18 protein-coding genes are annotated in these 20,266 nt (G+C 64.9%); 7 read left to right on the forward strand and 11 right to left on the reverse strand.

The window, feature by feature from the left end; genetic code table 11:
* Nucleotides 1-422: 422 nt before the first annotated feature.
* The 7 genes from ASE59_RS19245 to ASE59_RS12675 all read right to left on the reverse strand — a co-directional run bounded on the left by ASE59_RS19245 (nucleotide 423) and on the right by ASE59_RS12675 (nucleotide 6,130).
* Nucleotides 423-818, reverse strand: a complete 396-nt coding sequence (locus tag ASE59_RS19245; RefSeq protein ID WP_082458374.1) for a tyrosine-type recombinase/integrase — start codon at nucleotides 816-818, stop codon at nucleotides 423-425.
* The gene (locus ASE59_RS19865; protein ID WP_156360068.1) at nucleotides 797-1,693 is read right to left on the reverse strand and encodes a tyrosine-type recombinase/integrase; all 897 of its coding nucleotides are present in this window, start codon (nucleotides 1,691-1,693) and stop codon (nucleotides 797-799) included. The genes ASE59_RS19245 and ASE59_RS19865 overlap by 22 nt, the downstream gene beginning before the upstream one ends.
* Before the next feature lie 52 nt (nucleotides 1,694-1,745).
* Nucleotides 1,746-2,156, reverse strand: coding sequence for a DUF6538 domain-containing protein (locus ASE59_RS19870; protein WP_156360069.1), 411 nt, complete (start codon nucleotides 2,154-2,156; stop codon nucleotides 1,746-1,748).
* Nucleotides 2,157-2,799: 643 nt separating this feature from the next.
* Nucleotides 2,800-3,627 (reverse strand): hypothetical protein, encoded by an 828-nt coding sequence (locus ASE59_RS20715; protein WP_235515753.1) that lies wholly within the window; start codon nucleotides 3,625-3,627, stop codon nucleotides 2,800-2,802.
* 35 nt (nucleotides 3,628-3,662) lie between these two features.
* Nucleotides 3,663-4,133: a nuclear transport factor 2 family protein gene (locus ASE59_RS12665; RefSeq protein ID WP_056456670.1), complete on the reverse strand. Its 471-nt coding sequence runs from the start codon at nucleotides 4,131-4,133 to the stop codon at nucleotides 3,663-3,665.
* A gap of 250 nt (nucleotides 4,134-4,383) precedes the next feature.
* A complete protein-coding gene (locus ASE59_RS12670) occupies nucleotides 4,384-4,629 on the reverse strand; it encodes a hypothetical protein (RefSeq protein ID WP_056456673.1) in 246 nt (81 codons plus the stop codon).
* A gap of 142 nt (nucleotides 4,630-4,771) precedes the next feature.
* The gene (locus ASE59_RS12675) at nucleotides 4,772-6,130 is read right to left on the reverse strand and encodes a M20/M25/M40 family metallo-hydrolase (RefSeq protein WP_056456973.1); all 1,359 of its coding nucleotides are present in this window, start codon (nucleotides 6,128-6,130) and stop codon (nucleotides 4,772-4,774) included.
* A 299-nt stretch (nucleotides 6,131-6,429) separates the two neighbouring features.
* Between ASE59_RS12675 and ettA the strand changes: the two genes are divergently transcribed.
* Together ettA and ASE59_RS12685 are read left to right on the forward strand one after the other, a co-directional pair.
* Nucleotides 6,430-8,109, forward strand: coding sequence for an energy-dependent translational throttle protein EttA (ettA, locus tag ASE59_RS12680; RefSeq protein ID WP_056456677.1), 1,680 nt, complete (start codon nucleotides 6,430-6,432; stop codon nucleotides 8,107-8,109).
* Between the two features lie 10 nt (nucleotides 8,110-8,119).
* Nucleotides 8,120-9,295 carry a sensor histidine kinase gene (locus ASE59_RS12685; RefSeq protein WP_235515754.1) on the forward strand — a complete coding sequence of 392 codons (1,176 nt, stop codon included), beginning with the start codon at nucleotides 8,120-8,122 and terminating at the stop codon, nucleotides 9,293-9,295.
* 325 nt (nucleotides 9,296-9,620) lie between these two features.
* Here the strand turns inward: ASE59_RS12685 and ASE59_RS12690 are convergent, their stop codons facing one another.
* On the reverse strand, nucleotides 9,621-10,397 hold the full coding sequence (locus ASE59_RS12690; RefSeq protein ID WP_056456683.1) for an NYN domain-containing protein: 777 nt from the start codon (nucleotides 10,395-10,397) through the stop codon (nucleotides 9,621-9,623).
* A gap of 31 nt (nucleotides 10,398-10,428) precedes the next feature.
* Nucleotides 10,429-12,075 (reverse strand): YbaL family putative K(+) efflux transporter, encoded by a 1,647-nt coding sequence (ybaL, locus tag ASE59_RS12695; RefSeq protein ID WP_056456686.1) that lies wholly within the window; start codon nucleotides 12,073-12,075, stop codon nucleotides 10,429-10,431.
* A 161-nt stretch (nucleotides 12,076-12,236) separates the two neighbouring features.
* On the opposite strand from ybaL, the gene ASE59_RS12700 reads away from it, so the two are divergent.
* Nucleotides 12,237-12,779: an isochorismatase family protein gene (locus ASE59_RS12700; RefSeq protein WP_056456690.1), complete on the forward strand. Its 543-nt coding sequence runs from the start codon at nucleotides 12,237-12,239 to the stop codon at nucleotides 12,777-12,779.
* Here the strand turns inward: ASE59_RS12700 and greB are convergent.
* A complete protein-coding gene (greB, locus tag ASE59_RS12705) occupies nucleotides 12,770-13,252 on the reverse strand; it encodes a transcription elongation factor GreB (protein WP_056456694.1) in 483 nt (160 codons plus the stop codon). The two genes, ASE59_RS12700 and greB, sit on opposite strands and share 10 nt — an antisense overlap.
* On the reverse strand, nucleotides 13,249-15,288 hold the full coding sequence (locus ASE59_RS12710; RefSeq protein WP_056456976.1) for a lytic transglycosylase domain-containing protein: 2,040 nt from the start codon (nucleotides 15,286-15,288) through the stop codon (nucleotides 13,249-13,251). The genes greB and ASE59_RS12710 overlap by 4 nt, the downstream gene beginning before the upstream one ends.
* Before the next feature lie 78 nt (nucleotides 15,289-15,366).
* Here ASE59_RS12710 and dapA point away from each other — a divergent pair, with 78 nt between their 5' ends.
* The 4 genes from dapA to ASE59_RS12730 all read left to right on the forward strand — a co-directional run bounded on the left by dapA (nucleotide 15,367) and on the right by ASE59_RS12730 (nucleotide 20,060).
* Entirely contained in the window at nucleotides 15,367-16,251 is an 885-nt protein-coding gene (dapA, locus tag ASE59_RS12715; protein WP_056456697.1) for a 4-hydroxy-tetrahydrodipicolinate synthase, read from the forward strand.
* Nucleotides 16,252-16,316: 65 nt separating this feature from the next.
* The gene (locus ASE59_RS12720) at nucleotides 16,317-18,929 is read left to right on the forward strand and encodes an ATP-binding protein (protein ID WP_056456700.1); all 2,613 of its coding nucleotides are present in this window, start codon (nucleotides 16,317-16,319) and stop codon (nucleotides 18,927-18,929) included.
* Nucleotides 18,930-19,003: 74 nt separating this feature from the next.
* A complete protein-coding gene (gene smpB / locus ASE59_RS12725) occupies nucleotides 19,004-19,486 on the forward strand; it encodes an SsrA-binding protein SmpB (protein WP_056456703.1) in 483 nt (160 codons plus the stop codon).
* Nucleotides 19,479-20,060, forward strand: coding sequence for a DUF2062 domain-containing protein (locus ASE59_RS12730; protein WP_082458379.1), 582 nt, complete (start codon nucleotides 19,479-19,481; stop codon nucleotides 20,058-20,060). The genes smpB and ASE59_RS12730 overlap by 8 nt, the downstream gene beginning before the upstream one ends.
* Nucleotides 20,061-20,266: the final 206 nt, after the last annotated feature.

The raw sequence follows: 20,266 nt of genomic DNA on the forward strand, positions 1-20,266 counted from the left end.
CCGTCCGTCCCTTCAAGGGCCGGTCTCTAGTTCAACGTGGATGAAGAAACGGGGGTCACGTCATAGCCAAAGGCAAACCAAACGCAACCCTTAGTACCAAGATACCTATTGCGTTGTTTAGCTATATTTAGGCATATTTAGCAATTTAGTCGATTTTGTGTCCAATCTCACGCTATGACGCGTTTAAATCGATCCTTACTAAACATTTCTTCGTCCAATCTTATGGCATTCCCGGTGGAGAGGTACGCCATTCCCTATTGGGGGAATGGATGAAACCGGCCTTATGTCGCGAGAAAACTACATGCCTCACACAATGGCGGGTTTTTTCTATGCCTACCTACCTACCGTTGCGGTATTTATTCGGCAGTTAGCTGCAAATATGAAGTAGGGCGATACACAACGCCGCAGCGTTCTCTGTCGAATTAAGCGGGCAACTTCACGGGGAAAGACACCTTTTCGAGCATCCCTGCTATCCGTTCAACAGTTCCTTGTCGAACAGTTCCGTACCCGGCAGTTACAGAAATCTGGTTATGGCCTAACGCAACCTCGATTTCGTCATCCAGATAGCCAGCCAATCGAAGACGGTCGGTCAATCCGTGCCGGAATGAATGCGAGCCAAATCCATCAGCGCCTTCCTTTACCCCAATTCGTTCTAAATAATTTCGCCAGAACCTCGATGGTATTCCGCCAATTTGACCGCGCGAACTTGCATCGAATTCGGGGAACAAGCGAGCATCGCCCTTGTCATTTCGTAATTTCAGTCTCGAGTTAACGTAATCCAAAAAGCCAAGCTGAATTAATTGGGAGTGAATAGGCATTGCTCTGCTATGCCCGGACTTCGTTGTTTGGTTTCGTTCCAGGTTGTGATTGATCGCGATGTGGTCAACGCCCGTTTTGTTTGCTGGATATCATCGATGAATAATTGAGCGATTTCCCCGATACGAGCGCCAGTAAAGAGGCATACGAGTGGTATCCAATAGCGCCAATCACTGGCCTTGCAGCTGCCAGATTGCCACTCCCGTCCGTCGCGGTCGAATCCCGTAAAAAGCGGGGAGCAAAAAATCTTTGAAACCTGTTCATCGGAGAACGGGGGGCGTCTTCCCGTACCATTTTTCTTCAATTTTTGAACATCAAAGAAAAGGTTATCACAGGGGTTCGACGCGCAGTATCCCTCTTTCTTTGCCCAATCATACAGCAGTGATATCGTACTAAGATATTTATTGATGGTTTTAGCATTAAGTCCCTTAAGGCCCGCTGCAGATGCCTTGGACGCTGCCTCACTTATCGTAAGGCCAAGGTTTTCTTTTTTGCGTCGATAGCCGGGGGGGATTGCAGCCATTGCGTTGCGCCATTCCCGAACTTCTGCCGGTTTAATCGACAACAGGCTACGGTCAGCGCCCACGAACGATACAAACAGTTCGACGACCTTCCGATCTTGGTTGACCGTATCCGTTCGTTTGCGGTTTTCTGCTAATCGTTGCGTGGCATAGCGTTCGAAAAGGACTAGGATCGTTTCGCCTGTCGGTGCCTTTTCGGTCCGTTTTCCGATGGTTTCCACCACGAAAGGCGAGGGAGTAAAGGCGCCTTCGCCTTGCAGCATAAACGACCTTGCCCCTGCAATCGTATCGATGGCTGCTGCGGCAAGGTTTCGAGTTAGCTGTCTAAACTCGTCACCGCCTTCGGGCAGCGACAAGCCATTATCCGCAACCACGCGCCTTGCGTGTTCTGTCCAAGCGGTATGGTCGTTAGCATGGAAAAAGCCGAAGCTCGCGCCTTTGCCGCTGTTCGAGTTTGGCGACAAGTGAATCGTACGCTTCTTCGCCTAACCGAGCCTTATCGGCGATGAGTTCACGCGCTTTTAGTGAAGGGTTTTCGTACCCTGCCGTTACCGCAAGGTCGTTGATGAGTCCTGCATCTGCCGTGGCGCGACTGACAACTCGTTCGGCAATGTTTGGGGTCAAAGCGCGGTCAATTTGCGCCTTCCAATCTGCGAGGAACGCATGACTACGGTCGGCAGCCAACCGCTTGTCGGTGGTGCGCAAAGATCGCGTAAATTCCGACTTTCCTAGGGCTACGCGCGCGGCTTTGGGCACCATCAATCGAAGTTGCCAGTGTTGCGAATTCGGGCGTTTGAAAAGATGGCGGTTGAGGGTCAACTGACCCTCCAAGTCGGGGCGTTACGTAGCATAGTGACGTAGCAGTAACACGGGGCGAAACGGCGGAAAACCGTTAGTCCCAACACCTTAGTCGGTTAGCGTTCTTCTTAAACTACTTCGAACCCCTTCCTGTCTCCCCGACCATCCGCATCGACATCATTGGCCGTCCCAGCATCCGGCGGCGTTGCCGTAAAAGCTTCATGGCGTGCCGCCATGGGCGATCCGTTTCGACCAGGATCGGTCCATGCAGTTTCTTCGGCCGCTCGCCCTTTTCTTTGCTGTGCTTGCCGCACCGATCGGCGCTCGTGCCCAAGGCGCACCTGCTGTCGATGCGCCTGCGAAGGCACGCAACGTCGTCCTGTTCCTTGCCGATGCGGGCGGCGTGTCGACGCTGCACGCGGCGAGCCGATCAAACTCAACGTCGAGCCATGGCCGCATCTCGGGTTCAGCGAAACGTCCCCGATGGATGCATTCGTGTCGGATTCGGCCAACGGCATGTCGTCGATCGTGACCGGGGTGAAGACCGGCGATGGCGTCATAAACCAGGGACCGGACGCGGTCCGTGGCAAGAGCGATGGCGTCGCGATCGAGACGATCCTCAAATATGCCGGGGACCCCGGACACCGCGCCGGCCCGCTGATCGCTATAGATCGACGGCGGTGGCGTGGTCGTGGCGAGCGACGTGGGGCGGGACCATGCGCCATGCCCACCACAGCAGCGCCCCGTTGGCGATGGCTGCGGCGACCGCCAGCGGGGCGGGGGGCAGGTCGGTGAAGACTGTCACGCAGCGCTGCCATGGGTCGCTGCCGCCGATCGTCTCGAACGCGATCATCTGTGCTGCGGTCGCGATGGCGGCGAAAGCGAAGCCGATGCCACGGCTGGGCCTGCGCGTCGCCAGCGAGGCGGCGATCAGCAACGTCAGCAGGTTGGCGAGGTGGAACGACAGGCGAAAGCCGCCAAAGCCGGCCGAACCACCGACCGGAAAGCCGGGGATCGCCGGCAACAGTCGACCGAGGATCGGCGGCAGCACCAGCAGCGCCGTCGCGAGCATCGCCGATGCGTGCACCGCCATGCGACGCCGCTGGGCAAGTGCATAGGCGACCATCGCGATCACCGCCGCGCCGGCGATCATGTCGACACTCGCCAGCCGCGCGCCATAGGTGGCGTGAAACGGATCGGCATTGCTCCGCCACAGCGACGCCATGCCGTGCAGCGCCAGCGGCCCTGCCGCCGCGAACAATGGCAGCACGACGAAGGTGGCGAGGCCGCTCGTCCGGTGCAGCGCGATACGGTGGGCGGAGATCGACCAGCTTTGGAGGGTCAGCAGCGCCAGCCACGCCGTGGCGGTGATGCCATGCGCATGCAGCGCGAACGGCGCTTCGCTGAGTTGCCCGAAATAGCCGGGCCAGAAGGCGAGGGCGATCAGCGGAAACAGCAGCAGCAGCCAGCGATGCGCGTAACGATAGGGCATGATTCCCTCCCCCGAAGGATGCTTGCGATCCGATGCTACCGCGCGTCGGCGATCGTCGCCTGTCGCGCGATCAGCCGCCATGCGCCTCCGCGCTTCGCCCAGATGTCGGTGAAGGGCCGCATTACCTGCTTGCCCGCGCCCGGTCCCTTGATCGGGATCATCGTGTCATAGCCCATGATCACGGTCACTTCGGGCTTCTGGTCGATCAGCGTAATATGTTTGCGGAAATCGCGATAGTCGAGCAGGTCCTGCGCCATCGCCGCGATAACCTCCTCGCGCCGCAGCACAGCGTTGTTCGGCGCGTTGACGACGAAATCCTCGGCCCAGACCGTTCGGACGCCCGCCGCGTCATGCGCCATCATCGCCTTGCCGAGCCGGCCATAGGCGGCGCCGAGGTCGGGCGGCATGGTCACGCCCGGCGCCGGTTGCGCGTGGCACGGCGACGATAGCAGCATCGCCGCGACCGGGACGAGCCAACGGCTGGAAGTTACTACGCGTCCGATCATCCACCGCCTCCCGCTGCGTGATGGCGTGTCGTACCGCAGTCGCGTGCCGACGCCTGTCCTCCGTTTGTAGTAGGGCGCCGGGTCGGCGTTCACGCATCGCAACGGGACGGCCGCAATCATGCCCCAATCGCGCCACCCTGACACCGGGGGCGTAACGATCTGCCAAGCCCACGAAAAAGGGCGCCACCGTTGCCGGGGCGCCCTTTCCCAAATCCGGTTTCCCATGGCGCATAGGCCACGGGAGAGGGGATTACATGCCGTTCAGTTCGGCCGAGTTCTCGATCGCGTCCGATGCGTCTTCAGCGTTTTCCGAAGCGTTCATCAGGTCGGCAGCGACGGCTTCGTTCGAGGTGTTCTCAGCCTGCGCTTCGAGGTTGTCGGCCAGCATTTCCAGGTTGTCCGACGCTGCGTCAGCGGCGTTGTCGGTCGGGGTGTTCTTGCAAGCGGCGATCGAGAGGAGGCCGGCTGCGGCGGCGACGAGCATGATCTTCTTCATAAGGGTAACTCCCAGAGAAATCCATTTCGCGAAAGGCCGGCGTCACCGCCGTCGCGAAGTTGCCGCAATAGCGCCTTCCACGCCGCCGTCAATCGCCAATTGTGGCAAGAATGCGGCTTTGCGACCAATGGTGGGCCGTTTCCTACTTGCGACGAAACGGTCCGATCGACTCCGGCGCGTTGGCGACGACGGCCAGCATCGCGGTCCATGCCGCTACGTTTTGCTGCAGTTGCACAGGGTCGACCTTGTCGAGCGTGTCGTCGGGGGTGTGGTGCAGGTCGAAATACCGCAGGCCCGATTGGGCCAGATCGACGGCACCGACATTTTGCGCCAGCGTCGGTCCGATATCGGTACCGTTGCCGGCGACGGCGGACCCGCGCGTAATCCCCAAAGGAGCGAGCGCGGTCGCGAGCCGATCGCCGATCGCCACCGATTCGGGGGGCAGGGCGACGTCGAACTTCCATACCCGGTCCGCGCCGAAATCGCTTTCGGCGGCGATCACATGGCGGTCGCCGGCATGGGCCTTCGCATAGGCGGCGCCACCCACGCCGCCGACTTCCTCGGCGCCGAACCAGACGACGCGAATGGTACGGCGGGGGCGGCCGGCGTCCATGATCCGCTTGGCAGCCGCAGTGGTGATGCCGAGGCCCGCGGCATCGTCGAACGCGCCGGTGCCGAGGTCCCAGCTGTCGAGATGGCCGCCGATCAGTACGATGCCGGCCGCAGGATCGCTGCCCGGAACTTCGGCGATGACATTCCCCGATTCGCGCATCCCGATCTGACGAGGGGTAAGTGTCAGGCGCAGCCGGACCGGTTTTCCACGGTTGAGCACCCGTTCGAGTTGCTCGGCATCGGGCACCGACAGCGCCCCGGCGGGGATCGCGGTCGTGCCGGCGGGAAAGACGGTGCTGCCGGCGTGCGGATTGCGGTGATGTTCGGTGCCAAGCGAGCGGATGACGATCGCCGCCGCACCCTTTTGCGCGGCGATCGCCGGGCCGGCACGGCGCACCGCGCCGAACGCGCCATAGCTCGACCCGTCCTGCGTCGCGGCCATGGTGTGGCTGACGAAGGCGATCTTGCCCTTCAGGCTGCCGGTGGGCGCGGCCTTCAGATCGTCGAGCGTCGGGAAGAAGGCGATTTCGGCTTCCAGCCCCTTGGCTGGGGTCGCGCCCGAATTGCCGAGCGCGGTGATCGCTAGCGGCTGGGGGAAGGGGCTGACGATGGCGGCGCGTTCTTCGCCCCGGACCCAGACCGGCATCTGATAGGGTTCGATGCGGACGTTGGCGAATCCCAGCGCCTTCAGCCGCGCCACCGCCCAGTCACGGGCGCGCGCTTCGTCGGGGGTGCCGGCGAGGCGCGGGCCGATTTCGGTCGTGAGCCCTTCGGTAATGCCCCATGCGACGGTATCGGTCAGCGCCGCGTCGCGCAGGGTGGCGACGTCCATCGTCTGGGCAAGGGCCGGAAGGGGCAGGGCGAGGGCGGCGAGGAGCAGGCGGCGCATGAGGTTCCCCTTTGTCGGTTCGCGGCTTTCCATACGGACAACGTCAAGGAACGCAAATCCTCCCCGCCTGCGGGGAGGGGGACCGCCGCGTAGCGGTGGTGGAGGGGGAGCGCCATGCAACGCAACCTTCCCTTATGCCGCGACCCCCCTCCACCGTCCTGCGGACGGTCCCCCTCCCCGTGCCGGAGAGGATTGGTCCGCCGCGCCAAAGTCCCGCGCGTTGCCAAGTCACCGGCCCATCGCTACATCGCGGCAGAACCCGATATTCCATCCAGATATTCGAAACGGAGCCTTCGGCAATGGCCGTACAGTACAGCTATGTGATGAAGGGTCTGACCAAGACCTTCCCCGGCGCGAACAAGCCGGTGCTGAACAACATCCACCTGCAATTCCTGCCCGATGCGAAGATCGCGATCATCGGTCCGAACGGCGCCGGCAAATCGACGCTGATGAAGGTCATGGCCGGGATGGACACCGAATTCACCGGCGAAGCCTGGGCCGCCGAGGGGATCAAGGTCGGCTATCTGGCGCAGGAGCCGAAGCTCGACAATTCCAAGACGGTCATGGAAAACGTCAAGGACGGCGTGCGTCCGGTCGCCGATCTGGTCGATCGTTTCAACGCCATATCCGCCGAAATGGGTGATCCGCAGGACGACACCGATTTCGATAAGCTGCTGGAGGAAATGGGCGATCTTCAGGCGAAGATCGACGCGGTCGATGGCTGGAGCCTCGACAATCAGCTCGAAATCGCGATGGAGGCCCTGCGCTGCCCGCCGGGCGATGCGTCGGTCGAAAACCTGTCGGGCGGTGAAAAGCGCCGCGTGGCGCTGTGCAAGCTGCTGCTCGAAAAGCCGCAGATCCTGCTGCTCGACGAACCGACCAACCACCTCGACGCCGAAAGCGTCGGCTGGCTGGAGAATTATCTCAAGGAATATACCGGCAACGTCATCCTGGTGACCCACGACCGCTACTTCCTCGACAATGTCGTGAACTGGGTGCTCGAACTCGATCGTGGGCGCTATTACACCTACGAATCCAACTATTCGGGCTATCTGGAAAAGAAGGCCAAGCGCCTCGAACAGGAAGAGCGCGACGAAGCCGGCAAGGCCAAGGCGATCCAGGACGAGCTGGCATGGATGCGCCAGACGCCCAAGGCGCGCCAGACCAAGTCCAAGGCCCGCATCCGTGCGTTCGACGAACTGGTCAAGAATCAGGAAAATCGCGCGGTCGGCAAGGCGCAGATCCTGATCCAGATCCCCGAACGCCTTGGCGGCAAGGTGATCGAGGCCGAGGGGCTGACCAAGGCGTACGGCGACAAGCTGCTGTTCGAGAATCTCGACTTCAACCTGCCGCCGGGCGGGATCGTCGGCGTGATCGGTCCGAACGGCGCCGGCAAGTCGACGCTGTTCAAGCTGATCACCGGCCAGGAACAGCCCGATGGCGGCAAGATCGAGGTCGGGCAGACGGTGAAGCTGGGTTACGTCGATCAGTCGCGTGACGATCTCGACCCCAACAAGAACGTCTGGGAAGAGGTTTCGGACGGCCTCGACGTGTTCCGCTTCGGCAAGCAGGAACTGGGCACGCGGGCCTATGTCGGCGCGTTCAACTTCAAGGGGCAGGACCAGCAGAAGAAGGTCGGCCAGCTGTCGGGCGGTGAGCGCAACCGCGTCCACATCGCCAAGATGCTGAAGGAGGGTGGCAATGTCCTGCTGCTCGACGAACCGACCAACGATCTCGACGTCGAGACGCTGCGTGCCTTGGAAGAGGCGCTGGAATCGTTCGCGGGCTGCGCGGTGGTCATCAGCCACGATCGCTTCTTCCTCGATCGCCTGTGCACCCATATCCTTGCGTTCGAAGGCGACAGCCATGTCGAATGGTTCGAGGGCAATTTCGAAGCGTACGAGGCCGACAAGCGCCGCCGTATGGGCGATGCGGCGGATCGTCCGACCCGTCTGGCGTACAAGAAGCTGACGCGCTGAGGCGATGCCGGTGGTCGAGGAAAATGGGGGGGGATCGGACGATCCCGCCGATGCGATCCGCTATCGCCTCGACCAGCAGCGCATTCTGGCCGAGTTCGGCGGCATCGCGCTGCGCAGCCGTGATATCGATGAGATCGTGCGGGCCGCGGTCGAACTGGCGGCGCGCGGGATGCGGACCCGGCTTGCCAAGTTCCTGCACCATGATGCGGCGCGCGGCGGGCTGATCGTCCGCGCCGGCATCGGCTGGGACGAAGGGGTCGTCGGCGGGGCGGAGATGGGCGACGATCTCGGATCGCCCGCCGGCTTCGCGTTCCAGACCGGCGAGGCGGTGATCTCCAACCATCTGCGCGACGAGAAGCGGTTTCGTACCCCCGGCTTCATGGCCGAACACGGGGTGAAGCGCGCGATCAACGTGCTGGTGGAGGCGAATGGCAAGCGGTTCGGCGTGCTGGAGGTCGACAGCCGGTCCGACGGCCGGTTCGAGGAGGACGACCTAGCCTTCATGCAGGGGTTCGCCAACCTGATCGGCGTTGCGATCGAGCGGCTGGAGGCGGAGGATAATCTGCGCGCCGCGATCGAACATCAGGAATTGCTGACCCGCGAAGCCTCGCACCGGGTCAAGAACAGCCTCGCCATGGTGTCGGCGATGCTGAACCTGCAGATGCGCGAGGACGACGATCCGCGCGTGCAACGGATGCTGGGTGATGCGCAGGCGCGGATCGTCGCGATCGGGCAGGCGCATGACCAGCTTTGGCAAAGCGAGCGGGTCGGCGTGGTCGCGCTCGACCGGCTGCTGTGCGGCATCGTCGACCAGTTGCGCGAACAGGCACCGGATCATGCGATCGACTGCGACACCGTACCGCTGCTGGTCAGTGGTGACACCGCAATCCCGCTGGGGCTGCTGGTGACCGAACTGGTCACCAACGCGGTCAAATATGCCTATGGCGAGGGCGGCGGTCCGGTACGGATCGAGACGCGCTGTGACGATGGTGCACTGACGATGACGGTAGTCGATCGGGGCGTCGGCCTGCCCGCGGATATCGACCCGATCGCGTCGCGGCCGACCAGCCTCGGCATGCGGATGGTGACCAGCCTGACGCGGCAACTGGGCGGGACGCTGGCGTTCGAGGATGCCGGGCCGGGAACGCGGGTAGTGTTTTCGATGCCGTTGCCCGAGGGGGTTTGAGGCTTCCCTCCCCGAAAGGGAGGGGCTGGGGGTGGGCAGGTTTGAGGTGGGCGCAACGCTCCCTCGCGGGCCGACCCACCCCCGACCCCTCCCTTCCAGGGAGGGGAGAACGAGCGCCCGTGCTTTTCGACTTCGCTCAGTCCCTATTCAGCACGAACGGATAGGCACAGGGTACCTACCTCTTACCCGTTCGGTTCGAGCAGCTTCGAGCTTGTCGAGAAGCGCCTGTCGAGAACGGCCCGCTAATGGCACCGCCTTCTCGACGGTCGGTTCTCGACAGGCTCGAACCTGCTCGAAGCGAACGGATATCGCGAGGGGTCGCCGCTCAAACCAGCTTCACGAACACCCCGGTATCGCGCCGCTCAACCTCGAACGCCTTTACCTTCTCGATCAGGTCCGACAGCCGCTTGAACCCGTAATTGCGCGTATCGAAGCTCGACCGGTTCGCCGCGCGCTGCCCGACTTCGGACAGGCTGGCGAAGCCGCGCTTGTCGACCTTCGATGCATCGTACGCGTCGGACAACAGCTTCACGAGCGCGGCGTCGATCTTCTGACTCTTGCGTGCCGGGGCGGGGGCTGGTTTGGCCGCAGGGGTCGCGGCGGGGGCGGCAACGCCGCCGATCGCCGGGGGAAGCGGCATGTTCGCCACATCCTCGACATCCAGCGACGCGACGTCGATGAAGCGCGTGCAGCTCTCGCGAAACCCTTCGGGCGTGCGGTCGGTGCCGAAGCCATAGACCGGCACCCCTTCCTGCCGGATGCGCTGGGCCAGCGGCATGAAGTCGCTGTCCGACGACATGATCCCGAACCCGGTGATCCGCCCGCGCAGCAACAGGTCCATCGCATCGATGGTCATGCGCATGTCGGTCGCGTTCTTGCCCTTGGTAATGTCGAACTGCTGGAACGGCTCGATCCCGTGCCGCATCAACAATGCCTTCCAGCTTTTCAGCCCCGGCTTCTCCCAATTGCCATAGGCGCGGCGGACATTGACCGTGCCGAACTCGGCCAGCACCGTCAGCACCGAATCGAGATAGGCGGCGCCGGCATTGTCGGCATCGATCAGCAACGCGACGTTGCCGGTGGGCGGGGTGTGGTTGACCATGGCCTGCCGTACCGCAGAAGCACGACCACCGCTACGCCTCCTGCAACCGCCGCTCCTCGGCCCGGCGCAACATGGTGCGGGCCAGCTCTTCCTCGCCCAGCACGACCTGATCGACCCCGTGCCGCTCCAGATAGCTGACCTCCTCCGCCGAATGCGCGCGCGACAGGATGTAGAGGTCGGCGTTCAGCCGCCGCGCATGCTGGACGATCGCCCCCGCTTCGAACCCGCCGGGGATGGCGATCAGCAGTTTGGTCGCCTGACCCACGCCCGCATCGCGCAGCACATTGGGGTCGAGCGCGTTGCCCAGCACCACGCTCCAGCCATGGGCGGCGGCGGTGCGCGCGGTATCGGCCTGATCCTCGATCACGACGAAGGCGCGACCGGCATCGCGCAACCCCTCGGCAATCAACCGCCCGACCCGACCGGCACCGACCAGCACGACATGATCCTCGCGCGCGCGCTCGCGCTCGCTTTCGCGCGCCTCGTTGACCGACGGTTCGTCGCCGCGTCCGGCGACGGCACCGAACAGGAACGGGTTGATCATGATCGACAGGATCGCCCCCGCCAGGATCAGGTCGCGTCCGGCATCGGGCAGGATTCCCAGATTGGTGCCGAGCCCGGCGAGAATGAACGAGAATTCGCCGATCTGCGCCAGGCTGGCGGCGATGGTGGCGGCGGTACGGTTGGGATGGCCGAACGCGCGGACGATGACCCAGGCGGCGGCCGACTTGCCGATGACGATGATGGCGATCGTGGCGAGGAGCGGGCCGGGCTGTTCCGTCACCACCTTCGGATCGAACAACATGCCTACCGATACGAAGAACAGCACCGCAAACGCATCGCGCAGCGGCAGCGTCTCCTGCGCCGCCCGCCGGCTGAGCGGCGTCTCGCCAAGGATCATGCCCGCGAAGAACGCACCCAGCGCAAACGACACGTCGAACGCCAAAGCCGCCCCGAACGCCACGCCCAAGGCGATCGCCAGCACCGCCAGCCGGAACAATTCGCGCGACCCGGTATGCACCACCCAGTGCAGCGCCCACGGGATCACCCGCCGCCCGACCACCAGCATCAGCGTGACGAAGCCGGTGACCTTCAGCAACGTCATCAGGATTGCGGTCAGAATCGCGCCCGGCGCGGCGGCCTTGGCCGGATCGACGGCGGCAGCGACCACCGGCAACAGCACCAGCGCGAGCACCATGACAAGATCCTCGACGATCAGCCACCCGACCGCGATCCGCCCTCGCTCGGTCTGCACCAGCGCGCGCGCCTCCAGCGCTCGCAGCAGCACCACGGTACTCGCCACCGACAGCGCGAGGCCGAACACGATCCCCGCCATCAGCGGCCAGGCGAGCCACTGGCTCAACCCCCAGCCCATCATCGTCGCGACGGCAATTTGCACGACCGCGCCGGGCACCGCGATCCGCCATACCGACAACAGATCCTTCAGCGAGAAATGCAGCCCGACCCCGAACATCAGCAGGATCACGCCGATCTCGGCCAATTCGGTCGCAATCCCCGAATGCGCGACGAAGCCCGGCGTGAACGGCCCGATCAGCACGCCCGCCAACAGATAGCCCGCGATCGGCGACATGCGCAACCGATGCGCCGCCGCCCCCAGGATGAACGCCGCGACCAATGCCGTAACGATGGTTCCGATCAGCGGGGTGTAATGCGGCATTCTGTCTCCTCGGCGGGTTCTCCGAAGCCAACGGGCGGGGCGGCGCTTTGGTTCGTCGGCGTACCGAATTTCGTCCGGGAGCCTATCCCCGCAATCGCAGTAAACTGGAAAAATCGGCAACCAGCGTTATCAGCCAGGCCGGCACGGGTAGAGGGCGGGGCATGAACAGCGCGCTGGTCATCATCGATATGCAGCAGGAAATGCAGGCGCGGATCGACGCTGGACGTCCGCATGTGCATGGTGACGCACCGGCGAAGGTCGCAGCACTCGCCGCTGCGTTCCGCGCGGCGGCGCAAAGCGTGATGCATGTCCGTCACGCGGCCCCCGATCCAGCCGCACCGCTACATCCTGCCGCTCCGGGGTATCTGCCGATGCCGTGCGCCGCCGAGGCAGAGGGCGAGCCAGTATTCGTGAAGCATAGCTCCTCGGCCTTCGCCACGACCGATCTCGCCGACCATCTCCACGCAATCGGTTCGCCCGAACTCTATGTGGTCGGTGCGGTGGCCGGCTTTTGCGTCAACTCGACCGTCCGTGCCGCCGCCGACCTTGATTTTCGGGTCAATGTCGTCGCGGACGCTGTTCTCGGCTTCGATCTGCCAGGGTACGATGCGCAAACGATCTTCGACGTGACCATGGCGTTGCTTGCCGCAGACTTTGCAGAAATCACCGACAGCGATAGGGTCATCCAGGCGCTTCAGGGATAGCGGATCGCCATCACCTCATATTCCTTCGCCCCCGCCGGCAACGCGACCGTCCGCACGTCGCCGACCGCGCTCCCGCGCAGCGCGCGCGCCATCGGCGAATTCCACCCGATCCGCCCCCGGCCGGCATCGGCTTCGTCATCACCGACTAGTTCCAACGTGCGGTGGTTGTCGTCCTCATCGGCGATGGTCACGGTCGCGCCGAACCATGCCCGCCCGCGTTCGGACTGCGCCGCCGGATCGACGACGCGCGCCGCCTTCATCCGCTTGGCGAGGAAGCCCAGCCGCCGGTCGATCTCGCGCAGTCGTTTGCGGCCATAAATGTAATCACCATTTTCCGACCGGTCGCCATTGCCCGCCGCCCAGGCGATGACGTCGACCAGCTTCGGCCGTTCCTCGCCCAGCAACTGGTCATATTCGGCCTTCAACACGGCATAACCCGCCGGGGTGATATAGTTCGGACGCGGTTCGCTCATCCCGGTCGGTTCTTCCCCAGATACCAGCTAAGGTTGTTCGGCCCGCGCGACCGTGCCTTGTCGGTGTGGATCAGGTCGTAGACGACCGCATTCTCCAGCACGCGCTGCACATAGCCGCGGGTCTCGGACAGCGGGATCTTTTCGATCCATTCGACCATGTCGACGCCCGGCGTGCGCGGGTCGCCATTGGCGCGGATGAACTTGTTCACATTGCCCGGCCCGGCATTGTAGGCGGCGACCGCCAGCGGATAGCTGCCACCATAATAATCGAGCATCCGCTGAATATAGCTCGACCCCAATGCCATGTTGAACGCCGGGTCGTTGAGCGCGGTCGGGCTGTAGGTCAGGCCCAGCTTGGTCGCGGTCTCACGCGCGGTGCCCGGCATCAACTGCATCAGCCCGCGCGCGCCCGCCCGGCTGACGGCGGTGCGGTCGAACTGGCTTTCCTGCCGCGCGATGGCGTGGATCAGCGTGAACTGATCCTGTTGCGGCCCACCGACCGGCACCGACGGATAGCCTGCTAGCGTATAGTCGCTATGCCCGTTCAGTAGCGCGCTGCGCCCGACCATTACGCTCAGGTCGGGACGGTCGATCGCCTTGGCCAGCTCGACCGCCAGTGCATGGTCGGTATCGCTGCGGGCGTCCTCGGCAATCTTGCGGATGAACAGGCTCTGGTCGGCATATTGCCCGGTGCGACCCAGATAGCGGGTGGCCCTCGCCATCTCGCCATTCATGTATGCGGTGCGGACATTGGCGGGCACGGCGGTCGCGACGGCGGTGGCGGGCGGCGCGCGGAGCGGGCGGCCGATCCGTTCGCTCGCCAACTGGCCGTAGAACAGGTCGCCCAGATCGGCGGCCTGCGCATACCAGCGGTCGGCGGTCGGACGGTCGCCTGCCGCCTCCGCCGCGCGGCCCGCCCAGTAATAGCCCTTCGTGCGGACCGTCGGCGTACGCGATCCGCTGGCATAGCGGGCGAACAGGCCGGTCGCATCGCTCGGCCGGTTGAGTTGCTGGAGCGCGATCGTACCTGCCAGCCACGCAACGCTGGTATAATCGTCGCGCTCGCCATAGCCGGCATCGGCGATGACCGTGCCCGCCGGGAACGCATCGTCGATCTGCGAAGCGATGCGATAGGCAAGGTCATACTGGCTGTCCGCCTGTGCCGCGCGGGCATTGGTCAGCAGGACTTCGAGCCATTCCTCGATATCGCCGGGCGTCCGCGACAGGCGGCGCGGCTGGGCGAGATAGGCGCGCGCTGCGCCCGACTGACCCGACCCGCGCAGCCAGCTGGCACGGTCGGCGATATAGCCCGGATCGGCACGATCGACGCCCGGCTGCTCGCCCCGGACGCTGGCATCGGCGGCATTGGTACGGAACGCCATGCGCGCGTCGAAGGTCGGGCGCATCGCGGCGGAGACATAGCCGATCTGGCGCAGTCCGGCGGTCGTCGCCCCCTGCCACAACAGCTTGTCCATGCGGGCGTCGTGATCGGCGGGGGCGAGGGCACTGGCGAACCGTGCGAGCAGGGCGGTTTCATCGGCGGGACGCAGCACGCCGCGCCGCCATGCCGCCCGCGCCGCCGTCTGCGCTTCGGCCGGCCGTCCGCTTGCCGCCAGTGCCTCGGCATAGCGCAACTGTCCGGCGGCGGTGCGCGGCGGAAAGCGGGTGAAGAAGCGCAGCACCGTCGCCGCATCCTGTCCGCCATCGGCCAGCACGGTTTCGGCGGCGGCGCGGCGACTGGTCTCGCCCGGAAAGCCCGGATGCGCCAACAGGAAGCGGGCATAGTCGCCGAATGGATAATTGTCCGATTGCTGCAGCCGTTTCCAGTCGGCCAGCACCGGCTGGATCGGGTCGTAAGGGACGGGTGCCGGTACCGGCTGCACCATCGGCTGTGCCGTCGGGGTGGCAGGTTGGACGGTCGGCACCGGGGCGGCGGGCAGGGGGGCTTGCGGAGCAGTCTGCAACAGCCCGGTGGCCATGGCGGCGCTCGCGACGCCGGTGAGCAGGAACGCGCTCTTGAACACGGTGGTCAGCATACTGGACATGATATGGAAGCGCGCCCTATCTGTCGCCACCTTTTCGGCTCGAATCCCTCTCCACGGAGCGCAACCGCCATGTTTTCCGGCTCGATCCCGGCCCTCGTCACGCCGTTCGCGGACGGCAAGTTCGACGAAGCCTCGTTCCGCGCGCTGGTCGACTGGCAGGTCGAAAGCGGGTCGAGCGCGCTGGTCCCGTGCGGCACCACCGGCGAAGCGGCGACGATGACGATCGAGGAGCATGACCATGTCGTGCGTGTCTGCGTCGATCAGGCGCAGGGCCGCGTGCCGGTGATCGCCGGCTGCGGATCGAACGACACCGCGGTCGCGCTGCATCACATCCATGCCGCCAAGGCCGCCGGCGCCGCCGCCGCGCTGCTGGTCCCGCCCTATTACAACCGCCCCAATCAGGAGGGCGTGTTCCGCCATTTCGAGGTGCTGGCGCGTGACGGCGGCCTGCCGATCGTCCTCTACAACGTGCCCGGCCGCACCATCACCGACATCGCTGTCGAAACGGTCGAGCGCATCGTGAAGGCGTTCCCCGACGTCGTCGTCGGTATCAAGGACGCGACCGGGCAGATGGCGCGCGTGTCCGAACACCGGCTGCGCTGCGGCACCGGTTTCGCGCAACTGTCGGGCAATGACGACATGACGCTTGCCTTCATGGCGATGGGCGGGGTCGGCGCGATCTCGGTCACCGCCAATGTCGCGCCGGCGATGTGCGCCGAGTTTCAGGATGCGTGCGCCGCGGGCGATTACGGCCGGGCGCTGACGATCCAGGACCGGCTCTTTCCGCTGCACGCCGCGCTGTTCAGCGATGCGTCGCCGGGGCCGGTCAAATATGCGCTGGGCCGGGTCCGTCCCGGCTTCCCGACCGACCTGCGCCTGCCGATGACCCCTGCTTCCGAAGCGTCACGCGCGGCGGTTGATGCCGCGCTTGCCCATGCCGGCCTGCTTGGTTAAGCGCCCGCCACCGATCGATACACGTTATTGCGGCGGGCGTCCGACGTCCGTACCACGTCGCTGATATGCCTAACGGACATCTGTCGCTGCAAACACTTACCGGTCGTGAAATCGCCGGTCGAGACTGGTCTACCACGCCGCTCGGCCCGATCGAATCATGGCCGGTATCGCTCCGCTCGCTGCTGGCGATGATGCTGTCCTGCCCCACGCCGATGTTCCTGGCATGGGGACCGGAGCTGCGCTGCTTCTTCAACGATGCCTATCGCCCGATCCTGGGTGTGCGGATCGACGGTGCGCTGGGCGAGCGGTTCGACATCGTCTGGGCCAGTATCTGGGACGAACTGATCCCGCTGGTCGACGAGACCATGGCCGGCGGCAACGTCACCGCCACCGACATGAAGCTCGACCTCGCCCGGACCGGCGAGCCGGAGGAGAGCTGGTGGACCTTCACCTATTCCCCCGCCTTCGATGACGAGGGCGCGGTAGCGGGCCTGCTCTGCGTCACCGGCGAGACGACGGCGCGCATCGTCGCCGAGCGCGAGCGTGTCGCCGCCGACGAACGGCTGCAACAGGCGCTGTCGGCGGGGCGCAATATTGGTGCGTGGGACTGGGACGTGCAAAACGATATCGTCCGTGCCGATTCGCGGTTCGCGCTGCTCTACGGCGTCGATCCGGCGGTGGCGGAGGCGGGGGCACCGATCGGCACCTTCTTCGCCGGCCTCCATCCCGACGACCTTCCGCAGGCGCAGCAACTGATCGCGGCGGCGATGGACCCGGCGGGCGACGGCACGTTCATCGCCGAATATCGGCTGACCCGGACGGACGGCACCTGCCGCTGGGTATCGGCACAGGGCCGTTGCACCTTCGACGACGAAGGCCGGCCGCTGCATTTCCCCGGCATCAGCTACGATATCGACGATCGCAAACGGGCCGAGCTGGCGGCGCTGGCGGCGAAGGCCGAGCGCGAATTCATCCTGTCGCTCAGCGCCCGGCAGCGTGCCGCTACCGATCCCGATTCGATCATGCGCTTCACCGCGCGGGCGCTGGGCGAATGGCTCGACGTCAACCGCGTGGGTTTCGCGCGGGTGGGGGAACACCGCGTCCGCTATGTCGGCGGCTGGAACGACGGCGCGCTGCCGCCGCTGGTCGGCAATCATTCGCTCGATCGGTTGGGGCGGAGCAATTCGTCGGTGTTGCGCGGCGGACGGACCGTGGTGTCCGACGACTTCACCCGCGACCCGAATTTCGAACCGGACATCATCGGCACCTATACCGCGCGGTCGGGCATCGCCGTCCCGCTGCGCCGCGACGGGCGGCTGGAGGGGCTGCTGATCATCGGCCATGCCGAACCGCGCCATTGGCTGGCCGGAGAGATTGCGCTGATCCAGGAAGTCGCCGAAATCAGTTGGGTGACCATCCAGCGTGCCGATGCGCTGCTGCGACTGGAGGCGAAGGTCGGGCGGCAGGATGCGCAGCTCGAACGCGTCGCCACCGAACTTCACGACGCTGCTTCCGCCCGTGCCGCCGCCGAGACGCAGGTGCGCCAGTTGCAGAAGATGGAGGCGGTCGGGCAGTTGACCGGTGGCATCGCCCACGACTTCAACAACATGTTGGCAGTGGTGATCGGCGGGCTCGACATGATCGGCCGCCGCCTCGCCAGTGGCCGCACCGATGTCGATCGCTATGTCGAGGCGGCGAAGGAAGGTGCCAGCCGCGCCGCCGCGCTTACCCAGCGCCTGCTCGCCTTTTCCCGCCAGTCGCCGCTGTCGCCCGAACCGGTCGAGGGCAACCGCCTGGTCGCCGACCTGACCGATCTGCTCGCCCGGACCTTGGGTGAACGCGTCGCGGTGGAAACCGTGCTCGGTGCCGGGCTGTGGCGGGCGGAGGCCGATCGCGGCCAGCTCGAAAACGCCATCGTCAACCTCGCGGTGAATGCCCGCGACGCGATGCCCGATGGCGGTCGGCTGACGATCGAGACCGCCAATGCGCATGTCGGCGACGATTATGCGCGCGAAGCGGACATGGAGGCGGGCCAATATGTGCTGATCGCGGTCAGCGACACCGGCACCGGCATGTCCCCCGAGGTGCTGGCAAAGGCGTTCGACCCGTTCTTCACCACCAAGCCGGTCGGGCGCGGCACCGGGTTGGGCCTGAGCCAGGTGTTCGGCTTCGTCCGCCAGTCGCGCGGCCATGTCCGTATCTATAGCGAGCCGGATGTCGGCACGACCGTGCGCCTCTATCTCCCGCGCTTCTATGGCGAGGCGCCGACGCCGACCGCGCGCGTGATCGCGGCGCCGGTGCGGGGCGGCGCGGCGCATGAATCGATTCTGGTGGTCGAGGACGAACCGCGCGTGCGCAGCTTCTCGGTCGAGGTACTGCGCGATCTCGGCTACACCGTCTTCCATGCCGACAATGGGCCGGAAGCGGTCGAGTTGCTGAAGAACGGGATGCGCGTGACGCTGCTGTTTACTGACGTGGTGATGCCCGGCATGACCGGCCGCGAACTCGCCGACCGCGCATTGGCGATGCAGCCCGACCTGCGCGTGCTCTACACCACCGGTTATACGCGCAACGCCGTGGTGCATAACGGCGTGCTCGATCCCGGCACCCGCCTGCTGCCCAAGCCGTTCGACGTCGACGAACTGGCGAGAAAGGTAAGAGAGGCGCTGGACGCCTGAAGATCCTCCCCTCTGCGCGGGGAGGATTTTTTCGTGCGCTTCCCCTCCGCCTTCCGACCCCCTATGTCCGCCCCATGAGCCGTCCGCGTCCCCAACTGTTCGACAAGAAAAAGACCGTCGCCGAAAACCGCCGTGCGCGCTTCGATTACGAGATCGACACCGTGTACGAGGCCGGCATCGCGCTGACCGGGACCGAGGTGAAGTCGCTGCGCTTCGGCGAGGGATCGATCACCGAAAGCTATGCCGATGTCCGCGACGGACAGGTGTGGCTGATCAATTCGAACGTCCCCGAATTCAGCCACGGCAACCGGTTCAACCACGAACCGCGCCGCCCGCGTAAACTGCTGCTTCACGAACGTGAGATAAACAAGATGCACGGCGCGGTGGCGCGCGACGGCATGACGCTGATCGCGCTGTCGGTGTATTTCAACGGGAAAGGGCGGGCGAAGGTCGAACTGGCACTGGCCAAGGGGCGCAAGAACCACGACAAGCGCGAGCATATCAAGGAGCGGGACTGGAAGCGTGAACAGGGAAGGTTGCTCCGCGACCGTGGCTGATCCGGCAGGTGAGGGCCGGGGGCTGGGCAGCCGTGCGCTGCGCTGGGTCCGTGCGAACCTGCCGACGCGCGAATCGATCGAATCGATCCGTTTTCTGCGGCCGGTCGCCCACCGCGTGCTGGCGCCCGAATTGTGGCGCTTCACCCGCCGGTCGGTGCCGCGCGGCGTGGCGCTGGGTATGTTCACCGGCATCCTGATCCCGCTCGGGCAGATCCCGGCCTCGGCGGTCCTCGCTCTCCCCTTGCGCGCCAACGTCCCCGCCGCCGCGCTGACGACCTTCTTCACCAACCCGATCACCACGCCGCTGCTGTTCATCCTGTATTACAAGGTCGGAGCTTGGCTGCTGCACCTCGACCGGGTGGTCCCCGGCGACCCGATCGGCAACGCGGTCGCCGCACCGCCCGGCTGGCTCGACTGGCTGGTGGCGGAGGTCGGCCCGGCGACGGCGCTCGGCATGCTGGTATGTTCGGTGGTCGGCGCGGTGCTCGGCTATGCGATCGCGGCGCTCGGCTGGCGATGGTGGATCGCCGCCAAGTGGAAGCGGCGCGGGCATGGAAAATTCGACGCGCATTAAACGAACTCCGTTCGCCCTGAGTAGCCGCTGAGCTTGCCGAAGCGGCGTATCGAAGGACCGCTGCTCGCGCTGCTTCCATACTGGTCTTCCACATTGCTCAGCCCCTACTCAGCACGAACGGTTTGATTACCCCTTATCGTTCCATCCCCCCCCCGTTTGCTTCGAGCGCAGGTTCGAGCCTGTCGAGAACCGAAGTCGAGAAGGGG

Origin of the sequence: Sphingomonas sp. Leaf10 (assembly GCF_001421245.1) — a bacterium.
Classification (GTDB): domain Bacteria; phylum Pseudomonadota; class Alphaproteobacteria; order Sphingomonadales; family Sphingomonadaceae; genus Sphingomonas.